This window comes from Zeimonas sediminis (genome assembly GCF_023721795.1).
GTDB classification, from domain to species: domain Bacteria; phylum Pseudomonadota; class Gammaproteobacteria; order Burkholderiales; family Burkholderiaceae_E; genus Zeimonas; species Zeimonas sediminis.
On the sequence record NZ_JAMQYE010000001.1, the window covers coordinates 2,293,966 to 2,320,052 of the forward strand.

A 26,087-nucleotide genomic window follows, 5' to 3' on the forward strand; every position below is an offset into this window, starting at 1 on the left:
GCCGCGCCCTGGAACACCCGAACCGCCACCTCGGCGCGCGTTCTCAGCCGATCGCGTCCGCGGAGCCTACCTTCGCCCTTAGCAGGTGCTTCTGGATCTTGCCGGTCGAGGTCTTGGGCACCTCGCCGAAGCGCACCTCGCGCGGGCACTTGAAGTGGGCCAGCAGCTTGCGACAGTGCGCGATCAGCTCCTCGGCCAGCGCCTTCTCGGCCTCGGGCGAATCGGGCATCCGGTCGGCCTTGAGCTCCACGAAGGCGAGCGGCGTCTCGCCCCACTTGGGATCGGGCCGCGCGACGACCGCCGCCGCGAGCACCGCCGGATGCTTGTAGAGCGCGTCCTCGACCTCGATCGAGCTGATGTTCTCGCCGCCCGAGATGATGATGTCCTTGGCCCGGTCCTTCAGCTTCACGTAACCGTCGGCGTGCAGCACGCCCAGGTCGCCGGTGTGGAACCAGCCGCCGCGGAAGGCCTCCTCGCTCGCCTTCGGGTTCTTCAGGTAGCCCTTCATCACGATGTTGCCGCGGAACACGACCTCGCCCATCGTCTCGCCGTCGCGCGGCACCTCGGCCATGGTCTCCGGATCGACAACCGTGAGCCCCTGCTGCACCTGGTAGCGAACGCCCTGCCGGCCGTTCTTGTCTACCCGGCCGGCAAGGTCCAGCGATTCCCAGGCCTCCTGCTTCACGCAGACCGACGCCGGACCGTAGACCTCGGTCAGCCCGTACACGTGGGTGACCTCCCAGCCCATCCGCTCCATCCCCTCGATCATCGAGGCCGGCGGCGCCGCGCCCGCCACCATCGCCTTGACCTGCCAGTCGATGCCCGCCTTGAGTTCCGCGGGCGCGTTGATCAGCGTGCTGTGCACGATCGGGGCGCCGCAGTAGTGGGTGACGCGGTGCTCGCGGATCAGCGAGAGGATCAGCGCCGCGTCGACCTTGCGCAGGCACACGTTGGTGCCCGCCACCGCCGGAAGCGTCCACGGGAAGCACCAGCCGTTGCAGTGGAACATCGGCAGCGTCCACAGGTAGACCGGGTGGCGCGGCAGCGCCCACGACATCACGTTGCCCACCGAGTTCAGGTAGGCGCCCCGGTGGTGCACGACCACACCCTTCGGATCGCCGGTCGTGCCCGACGTGTAGTTCAGGCCGATCGCGTCCCACTCGTCGGCCGGCAGCGACCAGGCGTGCGCCGGGTCGCCCTGCGCGATCCAGTCCTCGAACTCGACCTCGCCGATCCGCTCGCCGGGGCCTTCGTGGACCGGATCGTCGACGTCGACGACGAAGGGCGCGGCCAGCCCCTGCTGGGCGTTGATCGCGAGCGCCTGCCTGGCGACCGGCGAGAACTCCCGGTCGACGACCAGCACCTTCGCGCCCGAGTGCCGCAGCTGGAAGGCGACCGTGGCGGCGTCGAGCCGGGTGTTGATCGTGTTCAGCACCGCGCCGGTCATCGGCACGCCGAAGTGGGCGTCGATCATCGCCGGGATGTTCGGCAGGATCACCGAGACCGTGTCGCCGTCGCCGATGCCGCGGGCGGCCAGCACCGACGCGAGCTGCCGGGCCCGCCGGTACATCTCTCCCCAGCTTCGCCGGATCGGCCCGTGGATCACCGCGCAGCGGTCCGGGAACACGTCGGCCGCCCACTCGACGAAGCTGAGCGGCGTGAGCGGCACGTGGTTCGCCGGGTTGCGGTCGAGATCCTGACGGTAGGGGTTCGGCTGGGTGGGCATCTCGCGTGTCTCCTGGTGCGCGCCCCGGATCGCCTGGGGCCGCGCGTCTTCCTCGGTTCGGTCCGGCGATTGTAGGTCGACTCGCGTCGCGGCGGCGTCACCGCGTAGACTTCACGGTGGCGACGGGGCGGCTGCGCGGGCCGTCGGCCCCGGCCCCCACCCTGACGGAGCGAACCGACATGGCCGCAGAAGCGCTGACCGCCGAGAATTTCGACGCCACGATCACCGGCAACGACGTCGTCGTCGTCGACTTCTGGGCGCCCTGGTGCGGCCCCTGCAAGGGCTTCGCGCCGGTGTTCGACGCGGTGGCCGACGAGAACCCCGACCTGAAGTTCGTCAAGGTCAACACCGACGAGGAGCAGGCGCTGGCCGGCCACTTCGGCATCCGCTCGATCCCCACGCTGATGATCTTCCGCGAGCAGGTCATCGTGTTCCAGCAGCCCGGCGCGCTGCCCAAGGGCGCGCTCGACGACATCCTGCGGCAGGTGCGCGGCCTCGACATGGCCGAAGTCAAGCGCGCCGCGCGTCCCTTCGACCCGGACGCGGCGGACGACGCGACGCACTGACGCAAGCCCGGCCGGCTTTCGCTCTCGCCCCTCCGGAGTCCCACGATGAATCTCGGCAAGGTCGTCTTCGGCTTCTCGATCCTGCTCGCCGCCACGCTGAATTTCGGCTTCGTGTACGGCGACATCGACAACCCGTCGCACCATCACGTGTCGGAACTCTTCGCCGCGATCGTCGTGAACCTGATCGCCACGATCATGAAGTTCGGCGACCGCACCCAGGTCGGCGCGGTGCATCTGGCCACCAGCCTCGTCGCCGACGTGCAGCTGATCCTCGCAGCGCTGGTCTGGGCCTGGACGGCCCACGCCGCCGGCGCCGGCGAGTCCCCTGCGGCGACGGCCAGCATCGTTTCGCTCGCCGCCGGCGCGCTGTTCGCCAACGTGGTGTCGGTGCTGCTGCTGATCGGCGAGACCCTCGCGCTGCGGCGCTGACACGGAGGCCGGCCCGATGGCGGACGGCGACGCGGCGGACCGCAGCGGCCACGGCGGCGGGGCCGAGCGCGCCGCGCGTGGCGTCGGCTCGCCGCTGGCCGCGCAGAGCGTGCTCTTCATGGTACTGCGCCGGCTGCGCACGCCGCTGATCGTCATCGTGCTGTCCTACTCGGTGTCGGTGCTGGGCCTCACGCTGATCCCGGGCGTCGCCGACGACGGCTCGCCGGCGCCGCCGATGAGCTTCTTCCACGCGTTCTACTTCGTCAGCTACACCGCCACCACGATCGGCTTCGGCGAGGTGCCTGCCACCTTCTCCGACGCGCAGCGTATGTGGACGATCGTCATCATCCACCTGACCGTGATCGGCTGGACCTACGCGCTGCTGAACGTGCTGTCGCTGTTCCAGGACCGGGCGTTCCAGCGCGCGGTCGGGCAGATCCGGCTGGCCGGGCGCGTGCGGCGCACGCGCGAGCCCTTCCACCTGATCTGCGGGGCCGGCGACACGGGCCAGCGGCTGGCCCGGCTGCTCGACCGCCGCGACATGCGCTTCGTGATCGTCGAGAAGGACGAGGGCCGGATCGCCGAGCTCGAGCTCGAGGACCTGCGCATCGACCCGCCGATCCTTCACGCCGACGCCGCGCTGCCCCAGTCGCTGCTCACCGCCGGCCTGCGCCACCCGATGTGCCGCGGCGTGCTCGCGCTGACCCCCGACGACGGGGCCAACCTGGCGATCGCGACCGCCGCCCGGCTGCTCAACCGCGGTGTGCCGGTGATCGCCGGCGCGCAGTCGCCGCGCACCGCCACCAGCATGCGGGCCTTCGGCACCCACCACGTGATCAGCCCCTTCGACACCTTCGCCGACCAGCTGATCCTGGCAATGCGCGAGCCGGGCTGCTACCGGCTGCTCAGCTGGCTGACCGCGCCGCTCGACGCCGAGCTCGAGAAGGAGCACGAGCCGCCGCGCGGGCCCTGGGTGGTCTGCGGCCACGGCCGCTTCGGCCACGCGGTGAGCCGGCGACTGATCGCCGAGGGGCTGCAGGTGACCGCGGTCGACCCCGCCCACGACGACGGCGACGCCGACCCGGCCGAGGGCCTGCCCGCCCGCCTGCGCGGGGTGGGCACCGAGACCGAGGTGCTGGCCCGCGCCGGCATCGACGAGGCGGTCGGACTGGTCGCCGCCGCGGACAACGACGTCACCAACCTGGCGATCGCCGCGCTGGCCCGGTCGCGCAACCCGAAGCTGTTCGTCGTGCTGCGCCAGAACGAGGCCGCCAACCAGGTGCTGTTCGACGCATTCCGGGCCGACATGGTCATGAAGCCGAGCGAGATCATCGCCGACGAGTGCGTGGCCCTGCTGACCACCCCGCTGCTCGACCGCTTCCTGGCGGTGGTCCGCCGCAAGAACGACGCCTGGGCCGACGAGGTGATCCACCAGCTGCGCAAGCGGGTCGGCACCCGCTCGCCGCGCGCCTGGACGGTTCGCCTCGACCCGGCCGAGGCCCCCGCAGTGAGCGCTCGCCTGCACGCGGAGAACCGCCCGACCACGATCGGCGAGTTGCTGCGCGACCCTCGCAACCGGAAGGACCGCTTGCCAGCCCAGGCGCTGATGCTGTTGCGTGGCGGCGGCGAGCTGCTGCTGCCGAACGACGACACGGCGCTCGCGGCCGGCGACCGGATCCTGTTTGCGGGCCGCGGCGACGCGCGGCGGCGGATGCAGGCGGCGCTGTTCGACGAGAAGCTGCTCGAGTACCTGTGCACCGGCCGCGACACGCCCGGCGGCTGGCTCTTCGAGCGGCGCGCCGGCTGAGCCCGCGACGGGCGGAGCACCGCCGGCGCGAGCCGGATGGCAGGCCGCGGGCAGGGCCAGGCCTGCGCGGCGCTAGTCCTGCGGCGCTTCGTCGCGAACCCGCCGCATCGCCTCGAAGCCGGCTTCCAGGTCGGCGATCAGGTCGGCAGGCTCCTCGAGCCCGACGTGCAGCCGCACCAGCGGGCCGCCCTGCCAGGGCCGGGCCGTGCGCAGGCTGCCGATCTTCGCGGGCATGATCAGGCTCTCGAAGCCGCCCCACGAGTAGCCGATCCCGAAGTGCCGGCGCCCCTCGCATAGCGCCGCGAGCGCGCGTTGCGCGCCGGCCGCGTCGGCGCCGAACGCCTCGGCCCGCAGCTCGAACGAGAACAGGCCGCTGGAGCCGCCGAAGTCGCGCTTCCAAAGCGCGTGCTGCGGATGGCTCTCCAGCGCAGGGTGCAGCACCGACGCCACCTCCGGGCGCCCGGCCAGCCAGCGGGCGACCCGCAGCGCCGACTGCTCGTGGGCGCGCATCCGGACCTCGGCGGTGCGCAGGCCGCGCAGCACCAGCCAGGCGTCGTCGCCGCCGACGCATACGCCGAGCTGGCGGACCGCGGTCCAGAGCCTGGGCCAGTGCTCCTCGCGGATCACGACCGCTCCCATCAGCAGGTCGGAGTGCCCGCCCCAGTACTTGGTGAGCGGCAGGATCGACGCGTCGACGCCCCAGTCGAAGGGCCGCGAGAAGACCGGCGAGGCCCAGGCGTTGTCGATCATCGTGAGCACGCCGCGGGCGCGCGCCTCGACGCAGATCGCCGGCACGTCCTGGATCTCGAAGGTGTAGCTGCCCGGGCTCTCCAGGTACACGATCCGCGTCTCGGGCCGGATCAGCTGCGCGATGCCGGCACCGATCGTCGGGTCGTAGTACTCGGTTCGCACGCCGTAGCGGGACAGCATGCCGTCGCAGAAGGCCCGGGTCGGGCCATAGACCGAATCCGACACCAGCAGGTGATCGCCGGGCGACAGGAAGGCGAGCAGCGCGGTCGAGATCGCCGACAGCCCGGAAGGCATCAGCGCCGCGCGGCACGCGTGGCCCGGCGCCTCGACCTCGGCAAGCGCGTCGGCCAGCGCCAGCGTGCCGGGCGTGCCGGCGGTCGCATAGGTCGTGGCGTGGCGCTCTCCGCGGCCGGTGGCCTGCCCCGCCGCCTCGGCATGCGCCAGCGAATCGAACAGCACGGTCGAGGCGCGCCAGGCCGGCAGGTTGGCGGTGGCGATCCGGTCGTCGAAGCGCCGGCCCGCGTCGACGACGCGGGTCCGCGGCGCGGGACCGTCGCTCAGTGGATCGGTGGGCGGTTCGTCGCGATGCATGCGGAGATGGGAATGGAGCCGATCGGCGATGTGCCGATTATCGCCCGCCCTCGCCGCCGGCTAGCGAGAAGCGGAAGCGGGCGCCGCCCCCGGGCGCGCCATCGGCCTCGAGCCTGCCCCCGTGCCGCCGCAGGATCCGCCCGACGGTGGCCAGGCCGATGCCGTTGCCCGGGAACTCCGACGGCGAGTGCAGCCTCTGGAACACCCCGAAGGACGGGTCCCGCCAGGCCCCCGGCAGGCCGGTGCCGTTGTCGGTGACCTCGCAGGCGGCCCCGCCGTCCTGGCGTGCGTGCGCCGCGAAGCGGACCCTCGCCACCGGCTCGCGCGCGGTGAACTTCAAGGCGTTGTCGAACAGGTTGTCGAGCACGACCGCGATCAGCCGCCGGTCGGCCCGCACCACGAGGCTGCCCTCGGCTGCGAACTCGATCTCGCGACCGGCGTAGCGCGCCTGGACCGAGGCCATCGTCTCGCGGGCCAGCGCCACGATGTCGAACTCGCCCAGGTCGAGCGGCTCGCGCGACACCCGCGACAGCCTCAGGATGTCCTGGATCAGCTGCCCCATCCGCTGGGTGTTGGCGACGATCCGGCCCAGGTATTCCCGGGCCGTGTCGTCGACCGAGCCGACCTCCCCATTCGACAGGGCCTCGCTGAAGCCCTGGATCACGTGAAGCGGCGCGCGCAGGTCGTGCGAGACGGTCCACGAGAAGGCCTCCAGGTCGGCATTGGTCTGTTCGACCAGCTCCCGGCTGCGCTCGAGCTCGGTGATGTCGGTGTCCACGCCGATCCACTGCTCGATCGCTCCGTCCGACCCCGACACGGGGGCCGCATAGAACAGCGTGGTGCGCCAGCCGCCGTCACGCGCGCGGATCCGGCGCTTGCCCTGCATCGGCTCGCCTTTCTGCCGCGCGGCGAAGAAGGCCTTGCGCACCGCGGGCAGGTCCTCGGGGTGGACCGCCTCGAACCAGTCGAAACCCAGCCAGTCCGGCGGATCGCCGCCGACCATCGTGTACCAGGCCCGGTTCAGGTAGGTCAGGGCCCCGCGCGCGTCCGCGCTCCACACGACCTGCGGCGCGAGCTCGGCCAGCGCCCGGTAGCGACGCTCGCTCGCCTCGAGCTGCGCGGTTCGCTCGGCCACGCGGCGCTCCAGTGCCTCGTTGGCCTGGCGCAGCGCCTCGGCCGCCCGGTACTCGCCGGTTCGATCGACCGGCGCGACCATCCGCAGCTTGCGGCCGTCGACCTCGACCGGCCGGCCGAAGGTGTCGACCAGCAGTTCCTCGCCGCGCGCGGTGCGGTGGCGCCAGGGCACGCCCTGCCGGATCGCTTGCGGATCCACGAGTGCCGCCTCGAGCTGCGGCACGTGCTCGGGATCGCGCAGGTCGCGCAGCGTCATGCGCAGGAACTGCTCGCGGCTGTAGCCGTACTTCTCGATCGCCGCCGGGTTCACGTCGACGATCTGCAGGCTCCCCGGCTCGTAGAGCCAAAGCGGCAGCGGGTGCGCCTCGAACAGCGCGCGGTAGCGCTGCTCCGACGCGACCAGCCGGCGATTCGCGTTCGCACGCTCGAGCGCGTAGCGGATCACCCTCGCGAGCGGGGCGGGGTTCAGCGCGTCGCGCCGCAGGGAGTCGTCGGCGCCGGCGCGAAGCGCGGCGATCTCGGCGTCGTCGTCGGCCTGTTGCGCGACTGGCCCCTGGCGCGCCTGGGTCAGCGCGACCAGCGGCAGCAGCGGATGGCGCGCCCGCACCACGCGCAACAGTTTCAGCGCGCTGTCGCCCTCTCGGCAGCCGACGAAGGCGATGTCGAAGCCGGAGGCGTCGTCGCGCATCAGCGCGTCGCGCGCGTCGACGCAGCGCAGGAAGTGCACCAGCGACGCCGAGCCGCCCAGGCCGTGGTCCAGCGCGTCGCCGAACGCGGCCGCGGCGTCGGCGTCCTCGTCGACCAGCAGCACTCTAAGGATGCCCGATCCCTGCTCCACGCCTGCTCCGTTGCCTCGTTCGAGACGGCCGCCCCGGTCGCGGCCCGTGCGTCGCGAGCCTACCACTGCCCGAAGAACACGCCCGCCTTGCCCGCGCCGATCGGTGCCGGCCTCACCCGGCCGCGCCTGCGTCGAAGGCCGGATCGACCGGCACCTGCAGGCCGGTGACCAGCTGGTTGGTCTTCGCCGCAAGCGCCACCACCTTGAGCAGGTCGGCGTGCTGCGCGTCGGTCATCCCCTTGGCGCGCGCCGCGGCGGTGTGGGAATGCACGCAGTACGAGCAGCTGTTGGTGACCGACACCGCAATGTAGAGCAGCTCCTTGGTCAACGGATCGAGCGCGGACGGCGCGACCATGACCTCCTTGACCTCGGCCCAGGTGCGCTCGAGCAGCGCGGCGTCGAAGGCCAGGTAGCGCCAGAAGGCATTGACGAAATCGGACCTGCGGGTGGCGCGGATGTCGTCGAACACCGCGCGCACGCGGGGATCCGACTCGGGATCGGGACGCGGAGCGATCGTGGCCATGGTGGGAACCCCGGAGGTTGGCGATTCCGCGATCTTAGGGCCGGCGCCCCCCGGCGCGCGAGCCCGGCCGCCCCGGGGCGGATTCAGCCGCGGCCGATCTCGGCGAGGATCTCGTAGGAACGCAGCCGGGCCGCATGGTCGTAGACCGCGCCGCTGGCCATCAGCTCGTTCGCGCCGGTCTGCTCGACGAAGCGCTCGAGCTGCGCCTTCACGCTCGCCTTCGAGCCGACGAAGGAGCAGGCCAGCATCCTCGATGCCTGCACCTTCTCGGCCGGCGTCCAGTAGCTCTCGATGTCGTCGATCGGCGGCGAGAGCTGGCCGCGCTGGTTGCGGATCATGTCCACGAAGCGCTGCTGGATGCTGGTGAACAGCCGGCGCGCCTCGTCGTCGGTGTCGGCGGCCACCACGTTGATGCCCGGCATCACGTAGGGCTTGTCGAGCTGGGCCGAAGGCTGGAAGCGCTCGCGGTAGATCCGGATCGCGTCGAACAGCGCGTCGGGCGCGAAGTGCGACGCGAAGGCGTAGGGCAGGCCGTAGTGCGCCGCCACCTGCGCGCCGTACAGGCTCGAGCCGAGGATCCACAGCGGCACCCGCAGGCCGGCGCCCGGCACCGCGCGGATGCGCTGGCCCGGCTGCACCGGCTCGAAGAAGGCCTGCAGCTCGAGCACGTCTTCCGGGAAGCGGTCGGCCGAGTGCCAGTCGCGGCGCAGCGCGCGCAGCGTGGCCTGGTCGGTGCCCGGGGCGCGGCCCAGCCCCAGGTCGATGCGGCCCGGGTAGAGGGACTCGAGCGTGCCGAACTGCTCGGCGATCACCAGCGGCGAGTGGTTGGGCAGCATGATGCCGCCTGCGCCCACCCGGATCGTGCTGGTGCCGCCGGCCACGTAGCCGATCACCACCGAGGTCGCGGCGCTGGCGATGCCGGTCATGTTGTGGTGCTCGGCCATCCAGTAGCGGCGATAGCCCCAGCGCTCGCAGTGCTGCGCCAGGTCGAGCGTGTTCCGAAGCGCATCGGCCGGCGCATCGCCGACGCGGATCGGGACGAGGTCGAGGACGGAGAGCGGGATCATGCCGCGATGCTACCGCGACAGCCGCGCCAGCACGAAGGTCAGCGCCAGCGTCGGCAGCGCCGAGCCGAGCTGGGTCGACACCTGCGGCAGCAGGTGGAAGGTCGCCACGCCGAGCAGCCAGATCGCGACCGCGCCGCGATTCACCCTGGCCGAGCCGACCAGCGAGGCCACCTCCGCCCGGCCGCCGAGCCGGCCCAGGATCACGCCGTAGAGCGGCACGAACACCGAGCTCAGCATCAGCAGGAAGGGCTCGAGCGAGTGCATCGGCAGCACCATCGCCAGGCCGGTGCACAGCACGGCCAGTGCGATGCCCCAGGTGCGGGTGCCCCACTTCGGCACCAGGCTGTGTCCGGCCACCGAGCCCGAGTACAGGTCGCCGTAGGCATTGTCGACCTCGTCGACCAGGATCAGGCCGAGCGCGATCAGGCCGCCCTGCGCGAGCAGCAGCGCGGACACCAGGTCGGTCGACGGCGTGGTCAGCGCGACCAGCACGCCGAGCGAATAGCACCAGGCATTGGCGATCGCGTAGCCGAGCCAGGTGCCGCGCAGCGCGCTGCCGCCGTCGCGGCCGTGGCGCGAGAAGTCGGCCACCAGCGGCAGCCACGAGATCGGCATCGCGATCACCAGGTCGAGCGCGCCCATCGTGCTCATGCCGCCCGAACCCGGCCGGTTCCAGATCTCCGACCAGCCCATCGCCTGCGCCTTGCCGAGGAACTGCCAGCTCAGCCACAGCAGCGACAGGATCACCAGCGGCAGCGCGTAGCGCCCGATGAAGCGGCGCACCAGCGTGACCATCGATCCGGTCAGCAGCCCGATCAGCAGCAGGCCGAAGGCCAGCGTGACCAGGACCAGCGGCAGCGAGACCCCGGCGCGCTGCCCGATCGCCAGCACGCCGTCGCGCATCACGACCATCTCGAAGGTGGTCCAGCCGATCAGCTGCACGATGTTCAGCAGCACCGGCAGTCGCGCGAAGCTGCTGCCGTAGGCCGCGTGCATCAGGCCCGCGCTGGACAGCCCGCTGTCGCAGCCGAGCTTCGCGGTCCACGCGAGCAGCCCGGCGCCGAGCACCGAGCCGAACACGATCGCGATCGCCGCGGCCTGGGTGCCGAGCGCCGGCACGAGAAAGGAGCCGACCTGCATCACCAGCAGGCCCACGCCGAGGCTCAGCCAGAGCGAGGCGTGGTCGCGCCAGCCGAACAAGCGCTCGGCGGCAGAAAGCGGAATCAGGGCGGTGTTGCGGGCGATCGTCGTCATGGCGGCTTCCCTGCGCGGGCATTACCCCGATCAGGTTCGAAGGGTTTGCTCTCAGCCTCGCCCGAGCGGATCCGGGCGCGGCACCCCCAGCAATGCGCCGGCGGCGGGCATGGCCGCCAGCGCGGACAGAGTGTAGCCGAAGCCCCCGGCGCGCCGGCCGCCGCGTGCGATTGCGGCAGCCCGGGCAGTCCGCGCGCCTCAGCCGGCGGCCGGAAACTCCGGGAAGGCGATCCCTTCGCGCGCCAGCTGCTCGACCAGGCCCACCTCCCAGCTCAAATACTCGGCCATCGCCTTGCCCAGGTCCTCGTGGTCGTAGGGGCTGTACCAGACGTCGTCGGGCTCGCTGGCCAGCCGCTCGAAGCCGCCGGCCAAGGGCAGGCCGGCGGCGGCCCAGGCGCGCGTGCCGCCGGCCAGCACCCTCACCTTGCGCCCCGGCGCCGCCGCGATCGCGTCGGCGGCGGCCAGCCGGGCGAACTCGCCGTCGTCCGACGCCAGCACCAGTTCGCCCTGCGCGGGCAGCTTCGCGAAGGCCTCGTCGAAGCGCGCCCGCACCGCGAACCAGGCGCCCGGGACGTGGCCGGCGCGATAGCGAAGGCTGCTCGCCAGGTCGACGACCACCGCCGCGCCCGCATCGACGAGCGACTGCAGCTCGCCGGCGGACACGGTCTCGCAGGCGCGCCCCGCATCGTCGCCGAGCGCGGGTGCCGGCTCGGGCCCCTTCTCGAGCGAGAGGCCCGCGGCCCTCAGCCCGCCGGCGAGCACGCACGCGTCGCCCCAGCCGATCTGCCTGAGCCACGACGCGGTCATCCGCGCGCGCACGCCGTTGTCGTCGACCAGCACGATCCGGGCGCCGCGAGTTCCGGCGTAGAAGTCGGTCGATTGCACCAGCTGACCACCGGGCGCCGAACGCGAGCCGGGCAGGTGCCCGGCCTCGTACTCCTCGGGTGTGCGAACGTCGAACAGGTACAGCGTCCGCCGGCCGGCCTCGTCCTGGAAGCGCCGCAGCGTGTCGGCACCGATCTCCTCGACCCCGAAGCGCGCGGCCACCCGACGCGAGGCCTCGACCGCCCGCGCGAGGCCCTCGACGCCCGGCGGCGGCGCGACCGCCCGGCTGCCGTGCGCGAGCGCCTCGCCCGCCAGGTGCCAGCCGCCGGTGCCGTTCCTCAGCGCGACCACCGGATTGGGAATCCCGGCGTTGATCAGCGACTGCGCGCCGATGATGCTGCGCGTGCGCCCGGCGCAGTTCACGACGATCGTCGTCGCGTCGTCGACCAGGCCGAAGGCGCGGTGCACCAGCTCGGCGCCCGGGCAGTCGATGCCGCCCGGTAGGCTGAAGCGATGGAACTCGTCGAAGGGCCGGCTGTCGAGCACCACGACCGGCCTGCCCTCGGCGCGCCAGGCCTTCAGCTGCGCCGGGTCGATGCTCGGCGTGCCGTCGCGATGCTCGACGACCTCGCCGAAGGCCTTGCTCGGCACGTGCACGCCGGCGAACACCTCGAAGCCGGCGTCGCGCCAGCCCCGCAGCCCGCCGTCGAGGATCGCCACGTCTTCGTAGCCCCAGGCGGAGATCCGTTCGGCAGCGCGCCGCACGAGCCCGCCGCCGTCGTCATCCATCAGCACGACGCGCGTGCCGCGGCGCGGCACCAGAAGGCCGAGCCGGCGCTCGAGATGGCTGAAAGGCGCGGGCACCGCCCAGAAGGCGTGAGCGCGGCTGAAGACGCCCTCCTCGCGCACGTCGAGGAAGGCGATCTCCTGCCCGTCGGAGAGCATGGCTCGCACCCGCTCGGCGGACACGGCGCGCATCGTCGTCATCGGCATCTCCTGAAAATCGATCGACCTGCTTCGCTCGCCCACCGGACTCGCTCGAGCTGGCCTGGCTCGTCTGCGGACTCGCTCACCCGAACAGCCAGCTGCAGATCGCCACCGCCGCGATCACCGCCACCACGTCGGCGGTCAGCGCGGCCGCCAGCGCGTGACGCATGCGCCGCACCTGCACCGCGCCGAAGTACACCGCCAGCACGTAGAAGGTGGTTTCGGTCGAACCCTGCAGGGTGGTCACCAGGTAGCCCACGTAGCTGTCCGGCCCGGTCGCCGGGTCCTGGATGATCGAGGCCATCACGCCGTAGGCGCCGGAGCCGGACAGCGGCCGCAGCAGCGCCATCGGCAGCGCCTCGGCGGGCAGGCCGAAGCGCGAGGTGAGGCCGCCGAGCACCGACACCATCGCGTCGAGCGCGCCGCTCGCGCGGAACATGCCGACCGCCACCAGGATCGCGACCAGATAGGGGATGATCCGCAGCGCCACCTGGAAGCCTTCCTTGGCGCCGTCGACGAACACCTCGTAGACGGCCACCCGGCGCAGCGCGCCGAACAGCAGGAAGCCGACCATCAGGCCCGGCAGGATCCACGGCGACACCGCGCGGCCCCACACGATCGTCGCCGGGATCATCGCGACGATCGCGCCGAGCGCGAGCATCGACACCCACAGCGGGTAGCCGCGGTCGGCGGCCTCGACGCCAGTGCCGGAGCCCTCGCGAACCCAAGGACGATCGATCGCCGCGGCCGCCGGATCGGCCGGACCGACCGGCGCGAAGCGCTGGTACAGCTTGGCCGCGACGATCGCGGCGATCGTCGAGCAGACGGTCGCGAACAGCGTGGTCGGCAGGATCGCAGCCGGGTCGGCCGAGCCGGCGGCAGCCCGGATCGCGATCACGCCGGTGGGCAACAGCGTGATGCCCGAGGTGTTGATCGCGAGGAAAAGCGCCATCGCGTTGGTCGCGGTGCCGGGCCGCGCGTTCAGCTTGTCGAGCTCCTGCATCGCGCGGATGCCGAAGGGCGTGGCGGCGTTGCCGAGCCCGAGCGCATTGGCCGACATGTTCAGGATCATCGCGCCCATCGCCGGGTGGTCGGCCGGCACGTCGGGAAACAGCCGCGTCATCAGCGGCCGGATCAGCCGCGCGATGATCACCAGCATGCCGCCGGCCTCGGCCACCTTCATCAGCCCCAGGAACAGCGTCATCACGCCGACCAGCCCGATCGCGAGCTCGACCGCGCCGCCGGCCGACGCGATCATCGCCGCCGACAGCTCCTCCATCGGCGACTTCGCGCCCTCGGTCGCCACGTGCCCCGCCTGCCGCCAGGCCGCCGCGCCGAAGGCGATCAGGACGATTCCGAGAAAGATCCGGTTCATGGCGGGCCGCGGCTGGAAAATGCCCGATCATAAGGGCCCGCCAACCTACCGGACAGGCTTCGATGATCAGGTTCTACTACAACGCGGCCCCGAACCCGATGAAGGTCGCGCTTCTGCTCGAGGAGCTCGGGCTGCCCTACCAGCCGATCCCGGTCGACACCCGCAAGGGCGAGCAGCACGCCCCCGAGTTCCTGCGGGTGAACCCGAATGCCAAGGTGCCCGCGATCGTCGACGGCGAGGCGGTCGTGTTCGACAGCAACGCGATCCTGCTCTACCTGGCCGACAAGGCGGGCCGCTTCGTGCCGACCGACCCGGGCTCGCCCGAGCGCGGCCGGATGCTGGCCTGGCTGATGTTCGTCGCCAGCGGCATCGGCCCCTTCTCTGGCCAGTCGGTGCATTTCCGGCACTACGCGCCCGCGCCGCAGGAATACGCGCTGAACCGCTACGACTTCGAGGCGCATCGCCACTGGAAGGTCGTCGACGACCGCCTGGCGCAGAGCCGCTGGCTGGCCGGCGACGACTACGGCATCGCCGACATGGCCCTGTGGGGCTGGGCCCGCCTGGTGCCCCACGTGCTCGGCATCGACGACGCGTGGCAGCGCTACCCGAACGTCAAGCGGCTGCTCGACGAGATCAACGCGCGGCCGGCAGCGGCCCGCGTCGAGACGCTGCGGGCGAGCCACGCCTTCAAGACGCAGATGGACGCCGACGCGAACCGCTTCATGTTCCCGTCGAACGAGCGACTGCGGAAAGAGACCTGAAACCGGCCGCGCTGCCCTCGCGGCCTCGAACCGGAATGCGCGCATGAGATTCGTGACCCTTCCTTCCGGCGAGCGAGTCCCCGCCCTCGGCCAGGGCACCTGGACGATGGGCGAGCGCCGCTCTGCGCGCGCCAGCGAGCTTGCAGCGCTTCGCGCCGGCCTGGACCTCGGCCTGTCGCTGATCGACACCGCCGAGATGTACGGCGAGGGTCTCGCCGAGGAACTGGTGGCGGAGGCGATCGAGGGCCGGCGCGACCAGGTCTTCGTCGTCAGCAAGGTCTACCCGCACAATGCCTCGCGGCGCGGCGTGGCCGCGGCTTGCGAGCGCAGCCTGAAGCGGCTTCGAACCGACCGGATCGACCTGTACCTGCTGCACTGGCGCGGCCAGGTGCCCCTCGCCGAAACGGTCCGGGGCTTCGAGGACCTGCAGCGCGCCGGCAAGATCCGCCACTGGGGCGTCAGCAACCTGGACCTGGCCGACATGGGCGAGCTGTGGGCGGTGCCGGGCGGCGCGCGCGCAGCGACCAACCAGCTGCTCTACAACCTCGACCGGCGCGGCATCGAGTGGGACCTGCTGCCCTGGCTGCGCGAGCGCCATGTGCCGGTGATGGCCTATTCGCCGATCGAGCAGGCCCGGCTGCTGCGCCATCGGGGCCTGCGCGACTTCGCGCAACGGCACGGCATGACCCCGGCGCAGGCGGCGCTGGCCTGGCTGCTGCGCCACGACGACGTGATCGCGATCCCGAAGGCCTCGCACGCCGAACGGGTGCGCGAGAACGCCGGGGCGCTCGCGCACCGGCTCGACGCGGCGCAGCTCGCGGAGCTCGACCGGCTGTTCGCGCCGCCCGACCGTGCGACGCCGCTCGACATGCTCTGAGGCCGGACGCGGCCCTCCCGGCTTGCCGGAACGGGTGCCGGAACGCCCCGCGCCGCGCCGGCTTAAGATGCTCTCTCGCGCCCTGCAAGGAGGAGAACGCCCATGAGCCCGAAGCTCAACGTGATCACGGTCAGCACCCGCCCCGGCCGGGTCGGTCCCTCGGTCGCCAATTGGTTCCGCGACTTCGCCACCGCGCACGGCAAGTTCGACGTGCGGGCGGTGGACCTGGCCGAGTTCGCGCTGCCGGTCTACGACGAGCCGAACCACCCGGTCATGCAGAAGTACGTGCACGAGCACACGAAGCGCTGGGCCGCCAGCGTGGCCGAGGCCGACGCCTACGTGTTCGTGCTCCCCGAGTACAACTTCAACCCGCCGCCGTCCTTCTACAACGCGCTGAACTACGTCTACAAGGAGTGGAACTACAAGCCGGCGGGCTTCGTGAGCTACGGCGGCGCTTCCGGCGGCCTGCGCGCCACGCAGATGGCCAAGCAGCTGGTGACCACGCTGAAGATGATGCCGATGTACGAGGGCGTCATGGTGCCGATGGTGGCCCAGCAGCTCGACGAGCAACGCAATTTCCGGTCCAACGAGCTGATCGACAAGTCGGCCGGCGCGATGCTCGACGAACTGCTGAAGTGGGCGACGGCGATGAAGCCGATGCGGGGCTGATCGTGGACGAGCTTTCGTTCGCCGGCCGGCAGCCGCGCCGGCGCCATCCGCTCCGGCCGTTCGCGGCGCTCGCTCTGGCGGCCGGCCTGTGCGCGCCGGCACTGGCCGAGGACCTGCCGGCCGGCGCCGCGCTGGCCGTCGAGATGGGCTGCTTCAACTGCCACGGCAAGGGGCCGCGCCGCGACGCGCCGGGCTTCCCGGAGCTCGCCGCGGAGTTCGCGAAGCATCGGGGCGATCCCCAGGCCGCGGCCCGGATCGGCGCCGAGCTGCGCGAAGGCGAACCCTTCCACGCCCGCATCGTGGCCCACGAGCAGATGTCCGCCGGCACCGCCACCAAGCTGATGCAGTGGATCATCGACGGGGCGCCGCAGGGCGCGCGGTGAGCTCGCCGAAGACTGCGCCTGGCTTCCTGCGACGCTTCCTGCCGGTGCTCGCGCTCGGGGCGGGCGGCGCGACCGGCCTGCTGGCGATGCCGCCCGCGATCGACCCGGCCGCGCTGCCGCCGGAGCTTCGCGAACTTCCCGACGCGACGCGCCGGCTGCTGCTGCTCGTCAACCCGCTGGTGCTGGTGGCGGTGGCCGCCGCGGTCGGCGCCGGCCTGGCGCACCGGGCAGGCCTGCGCAGCCTGGCCGCCGGAACGGCAGTCGTCGCCTCGTGGCGATCGCTCGGGCGCAGCCTGCTTCGGGCGAGCGTGCTGGGCCTCCTGCTGGCCGCCGCGATCTCCGCGGCCGACGCAGCGCTGGCGCCCTGGCTCGGCGAGACATGGCTCGAACTGGTCGCGCGCGCCGAGGCCCGGCCGGCGCTGCCCGCGCTGGTGGGCGGCGTGCTCTACGGAGGGCTCGCCGAGGAGGTCATGCTCCGGTGGGGACTGATGAGCCTGCTGGCCTGGCTGGCGATGCGAGCGGCCGGCCCCGCCCGTGGACCCGCCGGGTCGACGGCGGCCGGGGCAGGCGGCGCGTCGCTGCGCCCGACGGCCGCCTGGCTTGCGATCGCGATCGCCGCTCTCGCGTTTGGCGCGGCCCACCTGCCTGCCGTCGCGGCCGCCGTCGAGCTCACGCCCGCCCTGGTCGCCCGCACGATCGCGCTGAACGCGCTCGGCGGCCTCGCGTACGGGTGGCTGTTCTGGCGCCACGGCCTCGAACACGCCTTCGCCGCCCACGCCTCGACCCATGTCGGCTTCTTCGTTCTGAAAGTGCTTTGACGGCCAGCGGGCGCGAGCCGGGCCTTCCTATAATCGTCGACCCCCCTCCCCGAATCGCGCCGATGAACGCCACCGCCCCGAACCCTTCGCCGAACGTCGCCCTGGTCACCGGCGCCGCCCGCGGCATCGGCCTGGCCGTCGCCCGCCGCTTCCTGCGCGAAGGCTGGAACGTCGGCCTGCTCGACATCGACGCACCCGAGCTCGCGAAGGCGATGGCAGCGATCGGCGAGCCCGGGCGTACCCTGGCGCTCGAATGCGACGTGGCGATCGGCGCGCAGGTCGACTCGGCGGTGGCCAGGCTCGTCGAGCGCTTCGGCCGGATCGACGCGTTGGTGAACAACGCGGGCGTCGCGGTGTTCAAGCCACTGCTCGAGCACACCGCCGCCGAGTGGGAGCGTGTCATCGCGGTGAACCTGACCGGCCCCTTCCTGTGCGCGCAGGCCTGCGCGCCGGTCATGCTGCGCAACGGCGGCGGCAGCATCGTCAACATCGCGTCGATCTCGGGGCTGCGCGCGAGCATGCTCAGGGTCGCCTACGGCACCAGCAAGGCCGGCGTGGTCCACCTGACCAAGCAGCAGGCGGCCGAGCTCGGCAACCTCGGCATCCGCGTCAACGCGATCGCGCCCGGCCCGGTCGACACCGCGATGGCGAAGCAGCTGCACACGCCCGACATCCGCGCGGACTATCACGACGCGATTCCGCTGAACCGCTACGGCACCGAGGACGAGATCGCCGCCGGCGTGTGGTTCCTGTGCAGCCCCGAGGCGAGCTACGTGAACGGCCAGACGCTGGCGGTCGACGGCGGCTTCGACGCGGTCGGCATCGGGCTCCCGAGCCTGCGCGGCGCGCGCCGCGGCGACTGACCCGGCTCCTCACACCGCGACGAGCCAACGTGTCGACCGGCCCTGGCGCCGCCCCGCCACACGGCCCCGCCGCCCCGCCCGACGGCGAGCCCGGACTGCCGGCAGCCTCGCGCGCCTTCGCGCTGGCCGTCGTCGTCGGCACCGTCGGTGGCGCCCTGTTCGCCTGGATCGGCACGCCGTTGCCCTGGCTGCTCGGGGCGCTGTTCGCCTGCGCGGCGTCGAACCTCGCCGGCGCAGGCCTGCGCGCGCCGGTCGTCGCGCGGCACGCCGGGCAGTGGGTGATCGGCGCGGCGCTCGGGCTCTACTTCACGCCCGATGCGCTCGAGCGCCTGCTCGCGCTGGGGCCCTACATCGCTGCGGGAGCCGTGTACGCGATCCTGCTGGGATTCGCCTTCGCGTGGTCGCTCTTCCGCTTCGCACGGGTCGACGTGCCCACCGCGTTCTTCGCCGGCGCGATCGGCGGCGCCTCGGAGATGGCGGCGCAGGGCGAGCGCGCCGGGGGCTCGGTCCAGCTGATCGCGGCCGCGCACGTGATGCGCATCCTGCTGGTGGTCTCGACGCTGCCCTTCGTCTACCAGTGGCTGCGGGTGCAGGGCACCGACGCGTGGACGCAATCGGCCGCGGCGGTCGAACCCGCCGGCCTGGCGCTGCTGGTCGGGGCCACCTGTGCGGGCGGCCTGCTGGTGCGCAGGCTCGGCGCGCCGAACGCATGGGTGATCGGCCCGCTGCTGGTCGCCGGCGGCCTCACCGGATCCGGCGTCGCGCTGAGCAGCCTGCCGGCCTGGGTGATCGTGGCGGGCCAGGTGCTGATCGGCATCGCGCTGGGCAGCCGCTTCCGACCCGGATTCTTCGCCGAGGCGCCGCGCTTTCTCGCAGTGGTGGCCGCGTCGACCCTGGCCGGCATCGCGGTGTCGGCCCTTTTCGGCTGGGCGCTGGCGCGCGCGGCCGGCATCTCGCCGGCCACGATGATCCTCGCCACCTCGCCCGGCGCGATCGCCGAGATGAGCCTCACCGCCAAGGCGCTGCGGCTCGGCGTCCCGGTGGTCGCGGTCTTCCACGTGATGCGCTACGTGGTGCTGGTGCTGACCGTGGGCGTGCTGTACAGGCTGGCGCTTCACGCGATCGCGCGGCGGTGCTAGCTTTCCGGTCCGTGCCGGCAATGGCACGACTGCCACGACACGAGGGCCAGACCGATGGAACAGAGCCAGGGCCGCGGACGCGCCGCGTTCGAACCGCAGTCGCCGGCACGCTTCGACGAATCGAAGCGCCGGATCGCGGCGGCGAGCCGCTTCATGCCCGGCGGCGTGTCGAGCAACTTCCGCCACGGCATCGCACCCACGCCGCTCGTGTTCGAGCGCGCCGACGGCCCCTGGCTGTTCGACGTCGACGGCAACCGGCTGATCGACTACTACCTGGGCATGGGGCCGATGATCCTCGGCCACACCCCCGAGCCGGTGCGCCGGGCGGTCGCCGCACAGCTCGAGCGCGGCATCCTCTACGGCGGGCAGAGCGCGGTCGAGGCCGAGGCCGCCGAGCTGTTCTGCTCGCTGGTGCCCTGCGCCGAGAAGCTGCGCTTCGCAAGCTCCGGCAGCGAGGCGGTCCAGGCCGCGCTGGCGCTGGCCCGCGCGGCCACCGGCCGGCGCACGGTCGTCGACTTCGAGGGCCACTACCACGGCTGGATTCCGCGCGGCGACGTCGAGCTGCTCGCCTGGAACGACCTGGCCGCCGTCGAGGCCCGGCTCGCGGCCGGCGACGTGGCCGCGGTGATCATGGAGCCGGCGATGTGCAACGCGGGCGCGATCGCGCCCCTGCCCGGCTATCTCGAGGGCGTGCGCGCCGCCTGCTCGCGACACGGCACGGTGCTGATCTTCGACGAAGTGATCACCGGCTTTCGCGTGGCGCCCGGCGGCGCGCAGCAACTGTTCGGCGTCACGCCCGACCTGGCCACCTTCGGAAAGTGCGTGGCCAACGGCTTCCCGGTCGCGGTCGTCGCCGGCCGCGCCGAACTGCTCGACCTGTTCGTGAGCGGCGCCGCGATGCACGGCGGCACCTACAACGCCAACCCGATCAGCATGGCCGCCACGGTGGCGACCCTCCGCGCGCTCGCCGACGGCAGCGTGATGAAAGCGATCGAACCGCTCGGGCGCAAGCTGATGCAGGGGCTGGACTCGGCGCTTCGCGCGGCCGGCATCCAGGCGGTGGTCGCCGGGTTCCCGCAGATCTTCCACGTCGGCTTCGGGCTCGCCGGGCCGGCCCGCGACCATCGCGACCTGGCGCGCGTGGACAGGGCCCGCTACGTGCGCTTCTGCGGCGAGCTGCTCTCTCGCCGCGTGCGCGCGCTCGAGCGCGGCGCCTGGTTCCTGTCGGCGGCCCACGACGCAGCCGTGATCGACGAGACGATCGAGGCGGCCGCGGCCGCGGCGCTCGCCATCCGCGAGTGAGGGCCGGCGGGACGGCCGCCCGGCGTAGCAGCCGCCCGGCCAGGAAGGCCCGGGGCCGGTCAGCCGCGGCCCGACGCGCTCACCGGTCCATCCACGACACGTGCGCCGCCACGATCCGCCAGCCTTCGGGCATCCGGACCCAGGTCTGGGTCTGGCGGCCGACGCGCGACTCGCCCTCGCGAACGAACTCGGTGCTCGCGTGGCCGAAGCGGTCGCCCCAGGTGGTGATCACCGTGTTGCGCAGCGTGCGCATCAGCCCCTTGGGCGAGCGCGTCTTGCGGAAGGCCTGGATCTCGTCGTAGCCGTAGAGGTTCTCGGTGGCGCCCAGGCGCACCGTCAGCGGGCTGTCCAGGAACAGCTCGTCGAGCACCGCCACGTCGTTGCCGGTCAGCGCACGCTCGTAGCGCGCGAAGGCCTCGCGCAGCTCGGCCAACGGACCGGGAAGATCGATCGCGATCGCGTCCATCAGGCTTCTCCGGCCATCAGTGTCCGCCCAGGTAGGCGCGTGCCAGGTTCGGATCGTTCGCGATCTCCACGGCCGTGCCCTGGGCCACGATCCGCCCGCCCTCGATCACGTAGGCGCGGTCGGCGAGCGACAGCGCCAGCGCGGCCATCTGGTCGACGAGAAGCAGCGTCATGCCCTCCGCGCGCAGCCGATCGAGCGCGGCGAACAGCTCGGCGATCACCTTCGGCGCGAGCCCCAGCGAGGGCTCGTCGAGCAGCAGCACCTTCGGCCGCGACATCAGCGCGCGCGCGATCGCCAGCATCTGCTGCTCGCCGCCGGACAGCAGGCCGGCGCGCTGGTGAAGGCGCTCGCGCAATCGGGGGAAGCGCTCGAGCATCTGCTCGACGCGCGCGTCGCGGTCGGTCGGGTCGAGGAAGGCGCCGAGCCGGATGTTGTCGAGCACGCTGAGCTCCGGGAACACCTGGCGGCCCTCGGGCACGAGCACCATGCCGAGCGAGACGATCCGCTCGGCGCCCAGCGCGTCGAGCGCCCTACCTTCCAGGTGGATGCCACCGCCCGCGAGCGGCCGGTGCAGGCCGGCGAGCGCGCGCATCAGCGTCGACTTGCCGGCGCCGTTCGCGCCGAGCAGCGCAACCACCTCGCCGCGGCGAACGTTCAGGTCGATGCCGTGCAGCACCGGCTCGGCGCCGTAGCCCGCCACCAGCGCGCCGACGCCGAGCACCTCGGGCCGGGGCTCGTGCGCCTCGGCATCCGCCACGCCGGCGCCGCCGTGGCCGGGCTCGACGGCCGCGGCGCGGCCGATCGCTGCCGCTGCCTCGGATCCGCCTTCCGCGCTGCCCCTGGCGCCGCCGTCGGCCGACTCACCGAGATAGGCCTGGCGCACCGCGGGATCCGCTTGCACCTGTGCCGGCGTGCCCACCGCCAGTCGCTGCCCGGCGTCGAGCACGACGACCCGATCGGAGATGCCCATCACGAGCGGCATGTCGTGCTCGACCAGCAGCACCGCGATGCCCGACGCCGCGATCCGCCGCAGCAGGCCTGCGAGCCGCGTCTTGTCCTCGCTCGACAAGCCGGCCGCCGGCTCGTCGAGCAGCAGCGCGTCGGGGTCGAGCGCCAGCGCCCGCGCGATCTCGACCAGCCGGCGGTCGACGTGCGGCAGCGAGTCGGCGCGCGCCGTCGGCGAGCCGAGGTAGCCGCACCAGGCGAGCAGGTCCCTCGCGCGCCGGCGCAGCGGCGCGGCCTGCAGGCGCGACAGGCCGAGCAGCGGCCCGAGGCGGCCGCGGGCCATCGCCAGCACCACGTTGTCGAGCACGCTCAGGCTGCCGAAGAGCTGCGAAGTCTGGTAGGTGCGCGCGATCCCGGCCCGCGCGACCCGCAGCGCCGGCAGGCCGCCAAGCGGGCGGTCGCCGAGCCGGAAGCCTCCCGAGGTCGGGCGGTAGAAGCCGCCGATCATGTTCAGCGCGGTGGTCTTGCCGGCCCCGTTCGGTCCTATCAGCGCGGTCACCTCGCCGGCCTTCGCCTCGAAGCTCAGGTCGCCGACCGCTCGCACGCCGCCGAACTGCATCGTCAGCGAATCGGCCAGGATCCCGCGCCTCGGGCGGGTCGCGACCAGCGGCAGCCGCCCGTCGTTCGAGACCTCGGCGCCCCGACCCCCGGACTGCGCCGGCACGTCGACGCCGGCAATGCCGCCCGCCGCCGCCCCGGGCAAGCTCGAGCGCAGCCACCCGAGCAGCCCCCGCCACATGCCGACGATGCCGCCCGGAGCCGCCCACAGCACCACGAGCAGCAGGCCGCCGAAGAACAGCAGCCGGTACTCCTCCAGGCTCGCCAGCAACTCGGGCAACAGGCCGACGACCAGCGCGCCGACCAGCGGGCCCGCGACCGACCCCGCGCCGCCGAGCATCACGACCAGCACGAACAGGATCGACTGGACGAAACCGAAGGTGTGCGGCGTCACGAAGCCAGACAGCGGCGCGAACAGCGCGCCCGCCGCGCCGGCGCAGACCGCCGACACCGCGAAGGCCACGGTTCGCAGCGCGAGCGGGTTCAGGCCGATCGATTCGGCCGCCGTCTCCGAGTCGCGCGCGGCGCGCATCGCCGCGCCCCAGGTGCCGTTGGCCAGCCGCGCGCAGGCCGCCAGCCCGATACCGGCCGCCGCGAGCGCAAGCAAGGCCACCGCGCGCTCGCCCTGCGCGAGCCCGCCCAGCGAAGGCGCGCCGATGCCCATGATGCCGTTCTGACCGCCGGTGAGCTCGCGCATCTCGACGATGCCGTGCTCGACGATGAAGCCGAAGGCGATCGTGATCATCGCCAGGTAGGGCCCCCTGACCCGCAGCGCCGGAATCGCGAGCACCGCCCCCATCGCGCCGGCCAGCAGCGCCGCGACCGGCCAGGCCAGCCAGAAGCTCAGGCCCGCCTTCGTGGTGAGGATCGCGACCGTGTAGGCGCCGATCGCGTAGAAGCCGACGTGCCCGAACGAGACCTGCCCGCTCAGGCCGATCAGCACGTTCAGGCCGACGCCGACCAGCGCGAGCAAGGCCACGTTGGCGAGCACGAACACGTAGTAGCCGTTGACCGACAGCGCGAGCAGCGCGCCGGCCACCAGAAGCGCGAGCGCAAGGCCGATCTGCGCCGGCGTGCCGATGCCCAGCACGAGGCCCGAGGACCGCGGCACGACGAGCCGGGACGGCGGCGGGGCCATGCGGATCGCGCTCATACCTTCCTGACCTCGGCCCGGCCGAACAGGCCGTTGGGCCGCCACGCCAGCGCCAGGATCACCAGCGCGAAGGTGATGATCTGCGTGTACCCCGAACCCATCGTGGCGGTGACGAGCGCCTCGACGATGCCGAAGATCAGCCCCGCGATCATCACGCCCCACGCGCTTGTGATGCCGCCCAGGATCGCGACCGCGAAGGCCTTCAGGCCGAACAGGGTGCCCATGTCGGAGTGCACGTTGAACAGCGGCGCGATCAGCACCCCGGCGATGCCCGCGAACAGGGTCGACAGCGCGAAGGCCGCGGCCACCGCCCGCTTGATCGGGATGCCCATCAGCCGCGCCGCCGCCCGGTTCTGCACGACGGCCAGCATCCCGGTGCCCCAGCGGGTGCGCCGAGACAGCGCGTGCAGCGCCGCCGCGAGCGCCAGCCCGACCACCGGGATCAGCAGCTGCAGCGGATACACGCCCAGCCCCAGCCCGCCGATCTCGAGCGGTGTCTGCGCCAGCGGCGAGGGAAGGCTGCGCGGCTCCTTGCCGAAGGTGAACATCACCAGGTTGTCGAGCACGATGCCCAGCGCCACGGTGGCCATCAGCCAGGCGTCCGACCCCCGGCTGGCGAAGGGCCTCACCGCGGCGAACTCGACCACCAGGCCGTAGGCCGCGCACAGCAGCAGCGCCAGCGCGATCGCCGCCGGCAGCGGCCAGCCCAGCGTCTGCGCGAAGGTGAAGGTCAGCACCGCGCCGAGCATCATCGAGCTGCCCTGCGCGAAGTTGACCGTGCCGGACACGGCGAAGGTCACGTAGAAGCCGAGGGCCATCAGGCCGTACATGCTTCCCAGGCCGAGGCCGCTGATCAGCGCCGAGGTGATGATCATCCGTTGAGCTCCCTGTCGACCTTGCGCCTCGCCGCGAGCCGGCGCTCAGTTCTCGATGCCGACCGGCAGGATCCGGTTGTCGATGAACTGCGCCCAGACGTAGTCCTGCGGGCCGACCGCATCGTGCACGCCGGGCGAGAACGGCTTGTCGTAGGTCTTGATCAGCCCTTCGTAGCGGCCGATCTTGTAGAAGCCCTGGCGGATCGCGTCGCCGTCAGTGGAGCCCGCGGCCTCGATCGCCAGCGCGGCGAGCTGCATGCCGTCGTAGGCGTTGGCCACGCCGACCGCGGGCGTGATGTCGTCCGGGCCCTTGATGTTCGGGTACTTGGCCTTCAGCGCGGCGATCACCTTCTCGCCGACGGGCGACTGCTTGCCGAAGAAGCTGTAGGTCTGCACGAAGTGGACGTTCTTCGCGCTGGGGCCGGCCAGTTCGGTGAAGCGACCGCCCGCCGGGCCCCAGTGCGACACGATCGGCACCTTCCAGCCCATCCGGTCGAGCGACTTCACGACCTGCGCCGAGGGGCCCACGTTGCCGACCATGAACAGCACGTCGGCGCCCGCGCTGCGCAGGCGCGAAAGCTGCGGCACCACGTCGACGTCGTTGGCCTCGAACTTCTCGATGCCGACAGCGCTCATGCTCTTCGCAGCCAGCGCGGCCTTCAGGCCCTTCTCGTTCGACTCGCCCCAGGGGTTGTTGATCAGGATCATCCCCGGCTTGCCCGCCTTGAAGGTCTTCTGCGCGTACTCGAGCATCGCCACGTTGACCAGCTCGTCGACCGCCGACACGCGGAAGGCGAAGTTCGGGTTCGCGCCGTTCTTGGTGACCGGCGTGCCGGCCGCCCAGGGCCCCATGAACGGCACCTTCTCCTGGTTGGCGATCGGCACGATCGCGAGCGACACCGGCGTGTCGAGCCCGCCGAACAGCACCGCGACCTTCTCCTTGAAGATCAGCTCGCGCGCCGCGATCACGCCCTTGGCCGGGTTGGCCTCGTCGTCGCGGCGAACCAGCTCGAGCTTGCGCCCGCCGAGCAGTCCGCCCTTCGCGTTGATCTCGTCGATCGCGATCGTCAGGCCGCGGGTGATCGCCTCGCCGGCCTGCGCCGACTGGCCCGACAGCGCGGTCACGAGGCCGATCTTGATCGGCTCGGCCGCCTGCACGGCGGGCGAGAAGAGGCCGGCGGCGAGCAGTACCGCGCCGGCGAGCGCGGCGCGGCGGCCGAAACGGGGACGGGAAGCGGTCATGGCATCTCTCCGTTGAAGCGGTTGCGACGGCCGAAGCGATCGCGCCGGCCGGGTCCTTCGGCCCCGCCGAATGGCGAGGCACACGATGCCGACCTTGCAAGTCC

At 72.4% G+C, this 26,087-nt stretch carries 23 protein-coding genes and 1 riboswitch; of the genes, 11 read left to right on the forward strand and 12 right to left on the reverse strand.

Going from position 1 to position 26,087, the window contains the following annotated elements; genetic code table 11:
* Nucleotides 1-43 precede the first annotated feature (43 nt).
* A complete protein-coding gene (locus tag M6I34_RS10815; protein ID WP_272485689.1) occupies nucleotides 44-1,726 on the reverse strand; it encodes an acyl-CoA synthetase in 1,683 nt (560 codons plus the stop codon).
* Nucleotides 1,727-1,905: 179 nt separating this feature from the next.
* On the opposite strand from M6I34_RS10815, the gene trxA reads away from it, so the two are divergent.
* The 3 genes from trxA to M6I34_RS10830 are packed head-to-tail and all read left to right on the forward strand — an operon-like array spanning nucleotide 1,906 to nucleotide 4,528.
* Nucleotides 1,906-2,292 (forward strand): thioredoxin, encoded by a 387-nt coding sequence (gene trxA, locus M6I34_RS10820; RefSeq protein ID WP_272485690.1) that lies wholly within the window; start codon nucleotides 1,906-1,908, stop codon nucleotides 2,290-2,292.
* A 45-nt stretch (nucleotides 2,293-2,337) separates the two neighbouring features.
* Nucleotides 2,338-2,721, forward strand: coding sequence for a DUF6394 family protein (locus tag M6I34_RS10825; protein WP_272485691.1), 384 nt, complete (start codon nucleotides 2,338-2,340; stop codon nucleotides 2,719-2,721).
* Between the two features lie 16 nt (nucleotides 2,722-2,737).
* Nucleotides 2,738-4,528, forward strand: coding sequence for a potassium channel family protein (locus M6I34_RS10830; RefSeq protein ID WP_272485692.1), 1,791 nt, complete (start codon nucleotides 2,738-2,740; stop codon nucleotides 4,526-4,528).
* Nucleotides 4,529-4,600: 72 nt separating this feature from the next.
* Here M6I34_RS10830 and metC read toward each other — a convergent pair whose 3' ends face one another.
* The 7 genes from metC to M6I34_RS10865 form a co-directional block, all read right to left on the reverse strand.
* On the reverse strand, nucleotides 4,601-5,869 hold the full coding sequence (gene metC / locus M6I34_RS10835; protein WP_272485693.1) for a cystathionine beta-lyase: 1,269 nt from the start codon (nucleotides 5,867-5,869) through the stop codon (nucleotides 4,601-4,603).
* 37 nt (nucleotides 5,870-5,906) lie between these two features.
* A complete protein-coding gene (locus M6I34_RS10840; protein ID WP_272485694.1) occupies nucleotides 5,907-7,841 on the reverse strand; it encodes a PAS domain S-box protein in 1,935 nt (644 codons plus the stop codon).
* A 112-nt stretch (nucleotides 7,842-7,953) separates the two neighbouring features.
* Nucleotides 7,954-8,364 carry a carboxymuconolactone decarboxylase family protein gene (locus tag M6I34_RS10845; protein ID WP_272485695.1) on the reverse strand — a complete coding sequence of 137 codons (411 nt, stop codon included), beginning with the start codon at nucleotides 8,362-8,364 and terminating at the stop codon, nucleotides 7,954-7,956.
* Nucleotides 8,365-8,447: 83 nt separating this feature from the next.
* Nucleotides 8,448-9,431: an LLM class flavin-dependent oxidoreductase gene (locus M6I34_RS10850; RefSeq protein ID WP_272485696.1), complete on the reverse strand. Its 984-nt coding sequence runs from the start codon at nucleotides 9,429-9,431 to the stop codon at nucleotides 8,448-8,450.
* A 9-nt stretch (nucleotides 9,432-9,440) separates the two neighbouring features.
* Nucleotides 9,441-10,685 carry a purine-cytosine permease family protein gene (locus M6I34_RS10855; RefSeq protein ID WP_272485697.1) on the reverse strand — a complete coding sequence of 415 codons (1,245 nt, stop codon included), beginning with the start codon at nucleotides 10,683-10,685 and terminating at the stop codon, nucleotides 9,441-9,443.
* Nucleotides 10,676-10,783, reverse strand: a riboswitch (TPP riboswitch). It overlaps the preceding gene by 10 nt.
* A 100-nt stretch (nucleotides 10,784-10,883) precedes the next feature.
* On the reverse strand, nucleotides 10,884-12,497 hold the full coding sequence (locus tag M6I34_RS10860) for a rhodanese-like domain-containing protein (RefSeq protein ID WP_272485698.1): 1,614 nt from the start codon (nucleotides 12,495-12,497) through the stop codon (nucleotides 10,884-10,886).
* Nucleotides 12,498-12,579: 82 nt separating this feature from the next.
* Entirely contained in the window at nucleotides 12,580-13,872 is a 1,293-nt protein-coding gene (locus tag M6I34_RS10865; protein ID WP_272485699.1) for a nucleoside recognition domain-containing protein, read from the reverse strand.
* A gap of 62 nt (nucleotides 13,873-13,934) precedes the next feature.
* Here M6I34_RS10865 and M6I34_RS10870 point away from each other — a divergent pair, with 62 nt between their 5' ends.
* From M6I34_RS10870 to M6I34_RS10905, 8 genes are all read left to right on the forward strand, one after another.
* Complete coding sequence (locus M6I34_RS10870) at nucleotides 13,935-14,633, forward strand: glutathione S-transferase family protein (RefSeq protein WP_272485700.1); 699 nt, start codon at nucleotides 13,935-13,937, stop codon at nucleotides 14,631-14,633.
* A 43-nt stretch (nucleotides 14,634-14,676) separates the two neighbouring features.
* On the forward strand, nucleotides 14,677-15,510 hold the full coding sequence (locus M6I34_RS10875; RefSeq protein WP_272485701.1) for an aldo/keto reductase: 834 nt from the start codon (nucleotides 14,677-14,679) through the stop codon (nucleotides 15,508-15,510).
* Between the two features lie 102 nt (nucleotides 15,511-15,612).
* The gene (locus M6I34_RS10880) at nucleotides 15,613-16,179 is read left to right on the forward strand and encodes an NADPH-dependent FMN reductase (protein WP_272485702.1); all 567 of its coding nucleotides are present in this window, start codon (nucleotides 15,613-15,615) and stop codon (nucleotides 16,177-16,179) included.
* Nucleotides 16,146-16,562 (forward strand): c-type cytochrome, encoded by a 417-nt coding sequence (locus M6I34_RS10885; RefSeq protein ID WP_272485703.1) that lies wholly within the window; start codon nucleotides 16,146-16,148, stop codon nucleotides 16,560-16,562. Before M6I34_RS10880 ends, M6I34_RS10885 begins: the two co-directional genes overlap by 34 nt.
* Nucleotides 16,559-17,380, forward strand: a complete 822-nt coding sequence (locus M6I34_RS10890) for a CPBP family glutamic-type intramembrane protease (RefSeq protein ID WP_272485704.1) — start codon at nucleotides 16,559-16,561, stop codon at nucleotides 17,378-17,380. Before M6I34_RS10885 ends, M6I34_RS10890 begins: the two co-directional genes overlap by 4 nt.
* Nucleotides 17,381-17,442: 62 nt before the next feature.
* Complete coding sequence (locus tag M6I34_RS10895) at nucleotides 17,443-18,243, forward strand: SDR family NAD(P)-dependent oxidoreductase (protein WP_272485705.1); 801 nt, start codon at nucleotides 17,443-17,445, stop codon at nucleotides 18,241-18,243.
* Between the two features lie 29 nt (nucleotides 18,244-18,272).
* Nucleotides 18,273-19,382 (forward strand): AbrB family transcriptional regulator, encoded by a 1,110-nt coding sequence (locus tag M6I34_RS10900; protein WP_272485706.1) that lies wholly within the window; start codon nucleotides 18,273-18,275, stop codon nucleotides 19,380-19,382.
* Between the two features lie 54 nt (nucleotides 19,383-19,436).
* A complete protein-coding gene (locus tag M6I34_RS10905; protein WP_272485707.1) occupies nucleotides 19,437-20,684 on the forward strand; it encodes an aspartate aminotransferase family protein in 1,248 nt (415 codons plus the stop codon).
* A 79-nt stretch (nucleotides 20,685-20,763) separates the two neighbouring features.
* On the opposite strand, the gene hpxZ is transcribed toward M6I34_RS10905, so the two are convergent.
* From hpxZ to M6I34_RS10925, 4 genes are read right to left on the reverse strand one after another with little or no spacing between them, the layout of a single operon-like run.
* Nucleotides 20,764-21,150 carry an oxalurate catabolism protein HpxZ gene (hpxZ, locus tag M6I34_RS10910; RefSeq protein ID WP_272485708.1) on the reverse strand — a complete coding sequence of 129 codons (387 nt, stop codon included), beginning with the start codon at nucleotides 21,148-21,150 and terminating at the stop codon, nucleotides 20,764-20,766.
* Between the two features lie 16 nt (nucleotides 21,151-21,166).
* Nucleotides 21,167-23,866 carry a branched-chain amino acid ABC transporter ATP-binding protein/permease gene (locus M6I34_RS10915; RefSeq protein ID WP_272485709.1) on the reverse strand — a complete coding sequence of 900 codons (2,700 nt, stop codon included), beginning with the start codon at nucleotides 23,864-23,866 and terminating at the stop codon, nucleotides 21,167-21,169.
* The gene (locus M6I34_RS10920; RefSeq protein WP_272485710.1) at nucleotides 23,863-24,741 is read right to left on the reverse strand and encodes a branched-chain amino acid ABC transporter permease; all 879 of its coding nucleotides are present in this window, start codon (nucleotides 24,739-24,741) and stop codon (nucleotides 23,863-23,865) included. Before M6I34_RS10920 ends, M6I34_RS10915 begins: the two co-directional genes overlap by 4 nt.
* A 45-nt stretch (nucleotides 24,742-24,786) precedes the next feature.
* Nucleotides 24,787-25,983 (reverse strand): ABC transporter substrate-binding protein, encoded by a 1,197-nt coding sequence (locus M6I34_RS10925; protein WP_272485711.1) that lies wholly within the window; start codon nucleotides 25,981-25,983, stop codon nucleotides 24,787-24,789.
* Nucleotides 25,984-26,087: the final 104 nt, after the last annotated feature.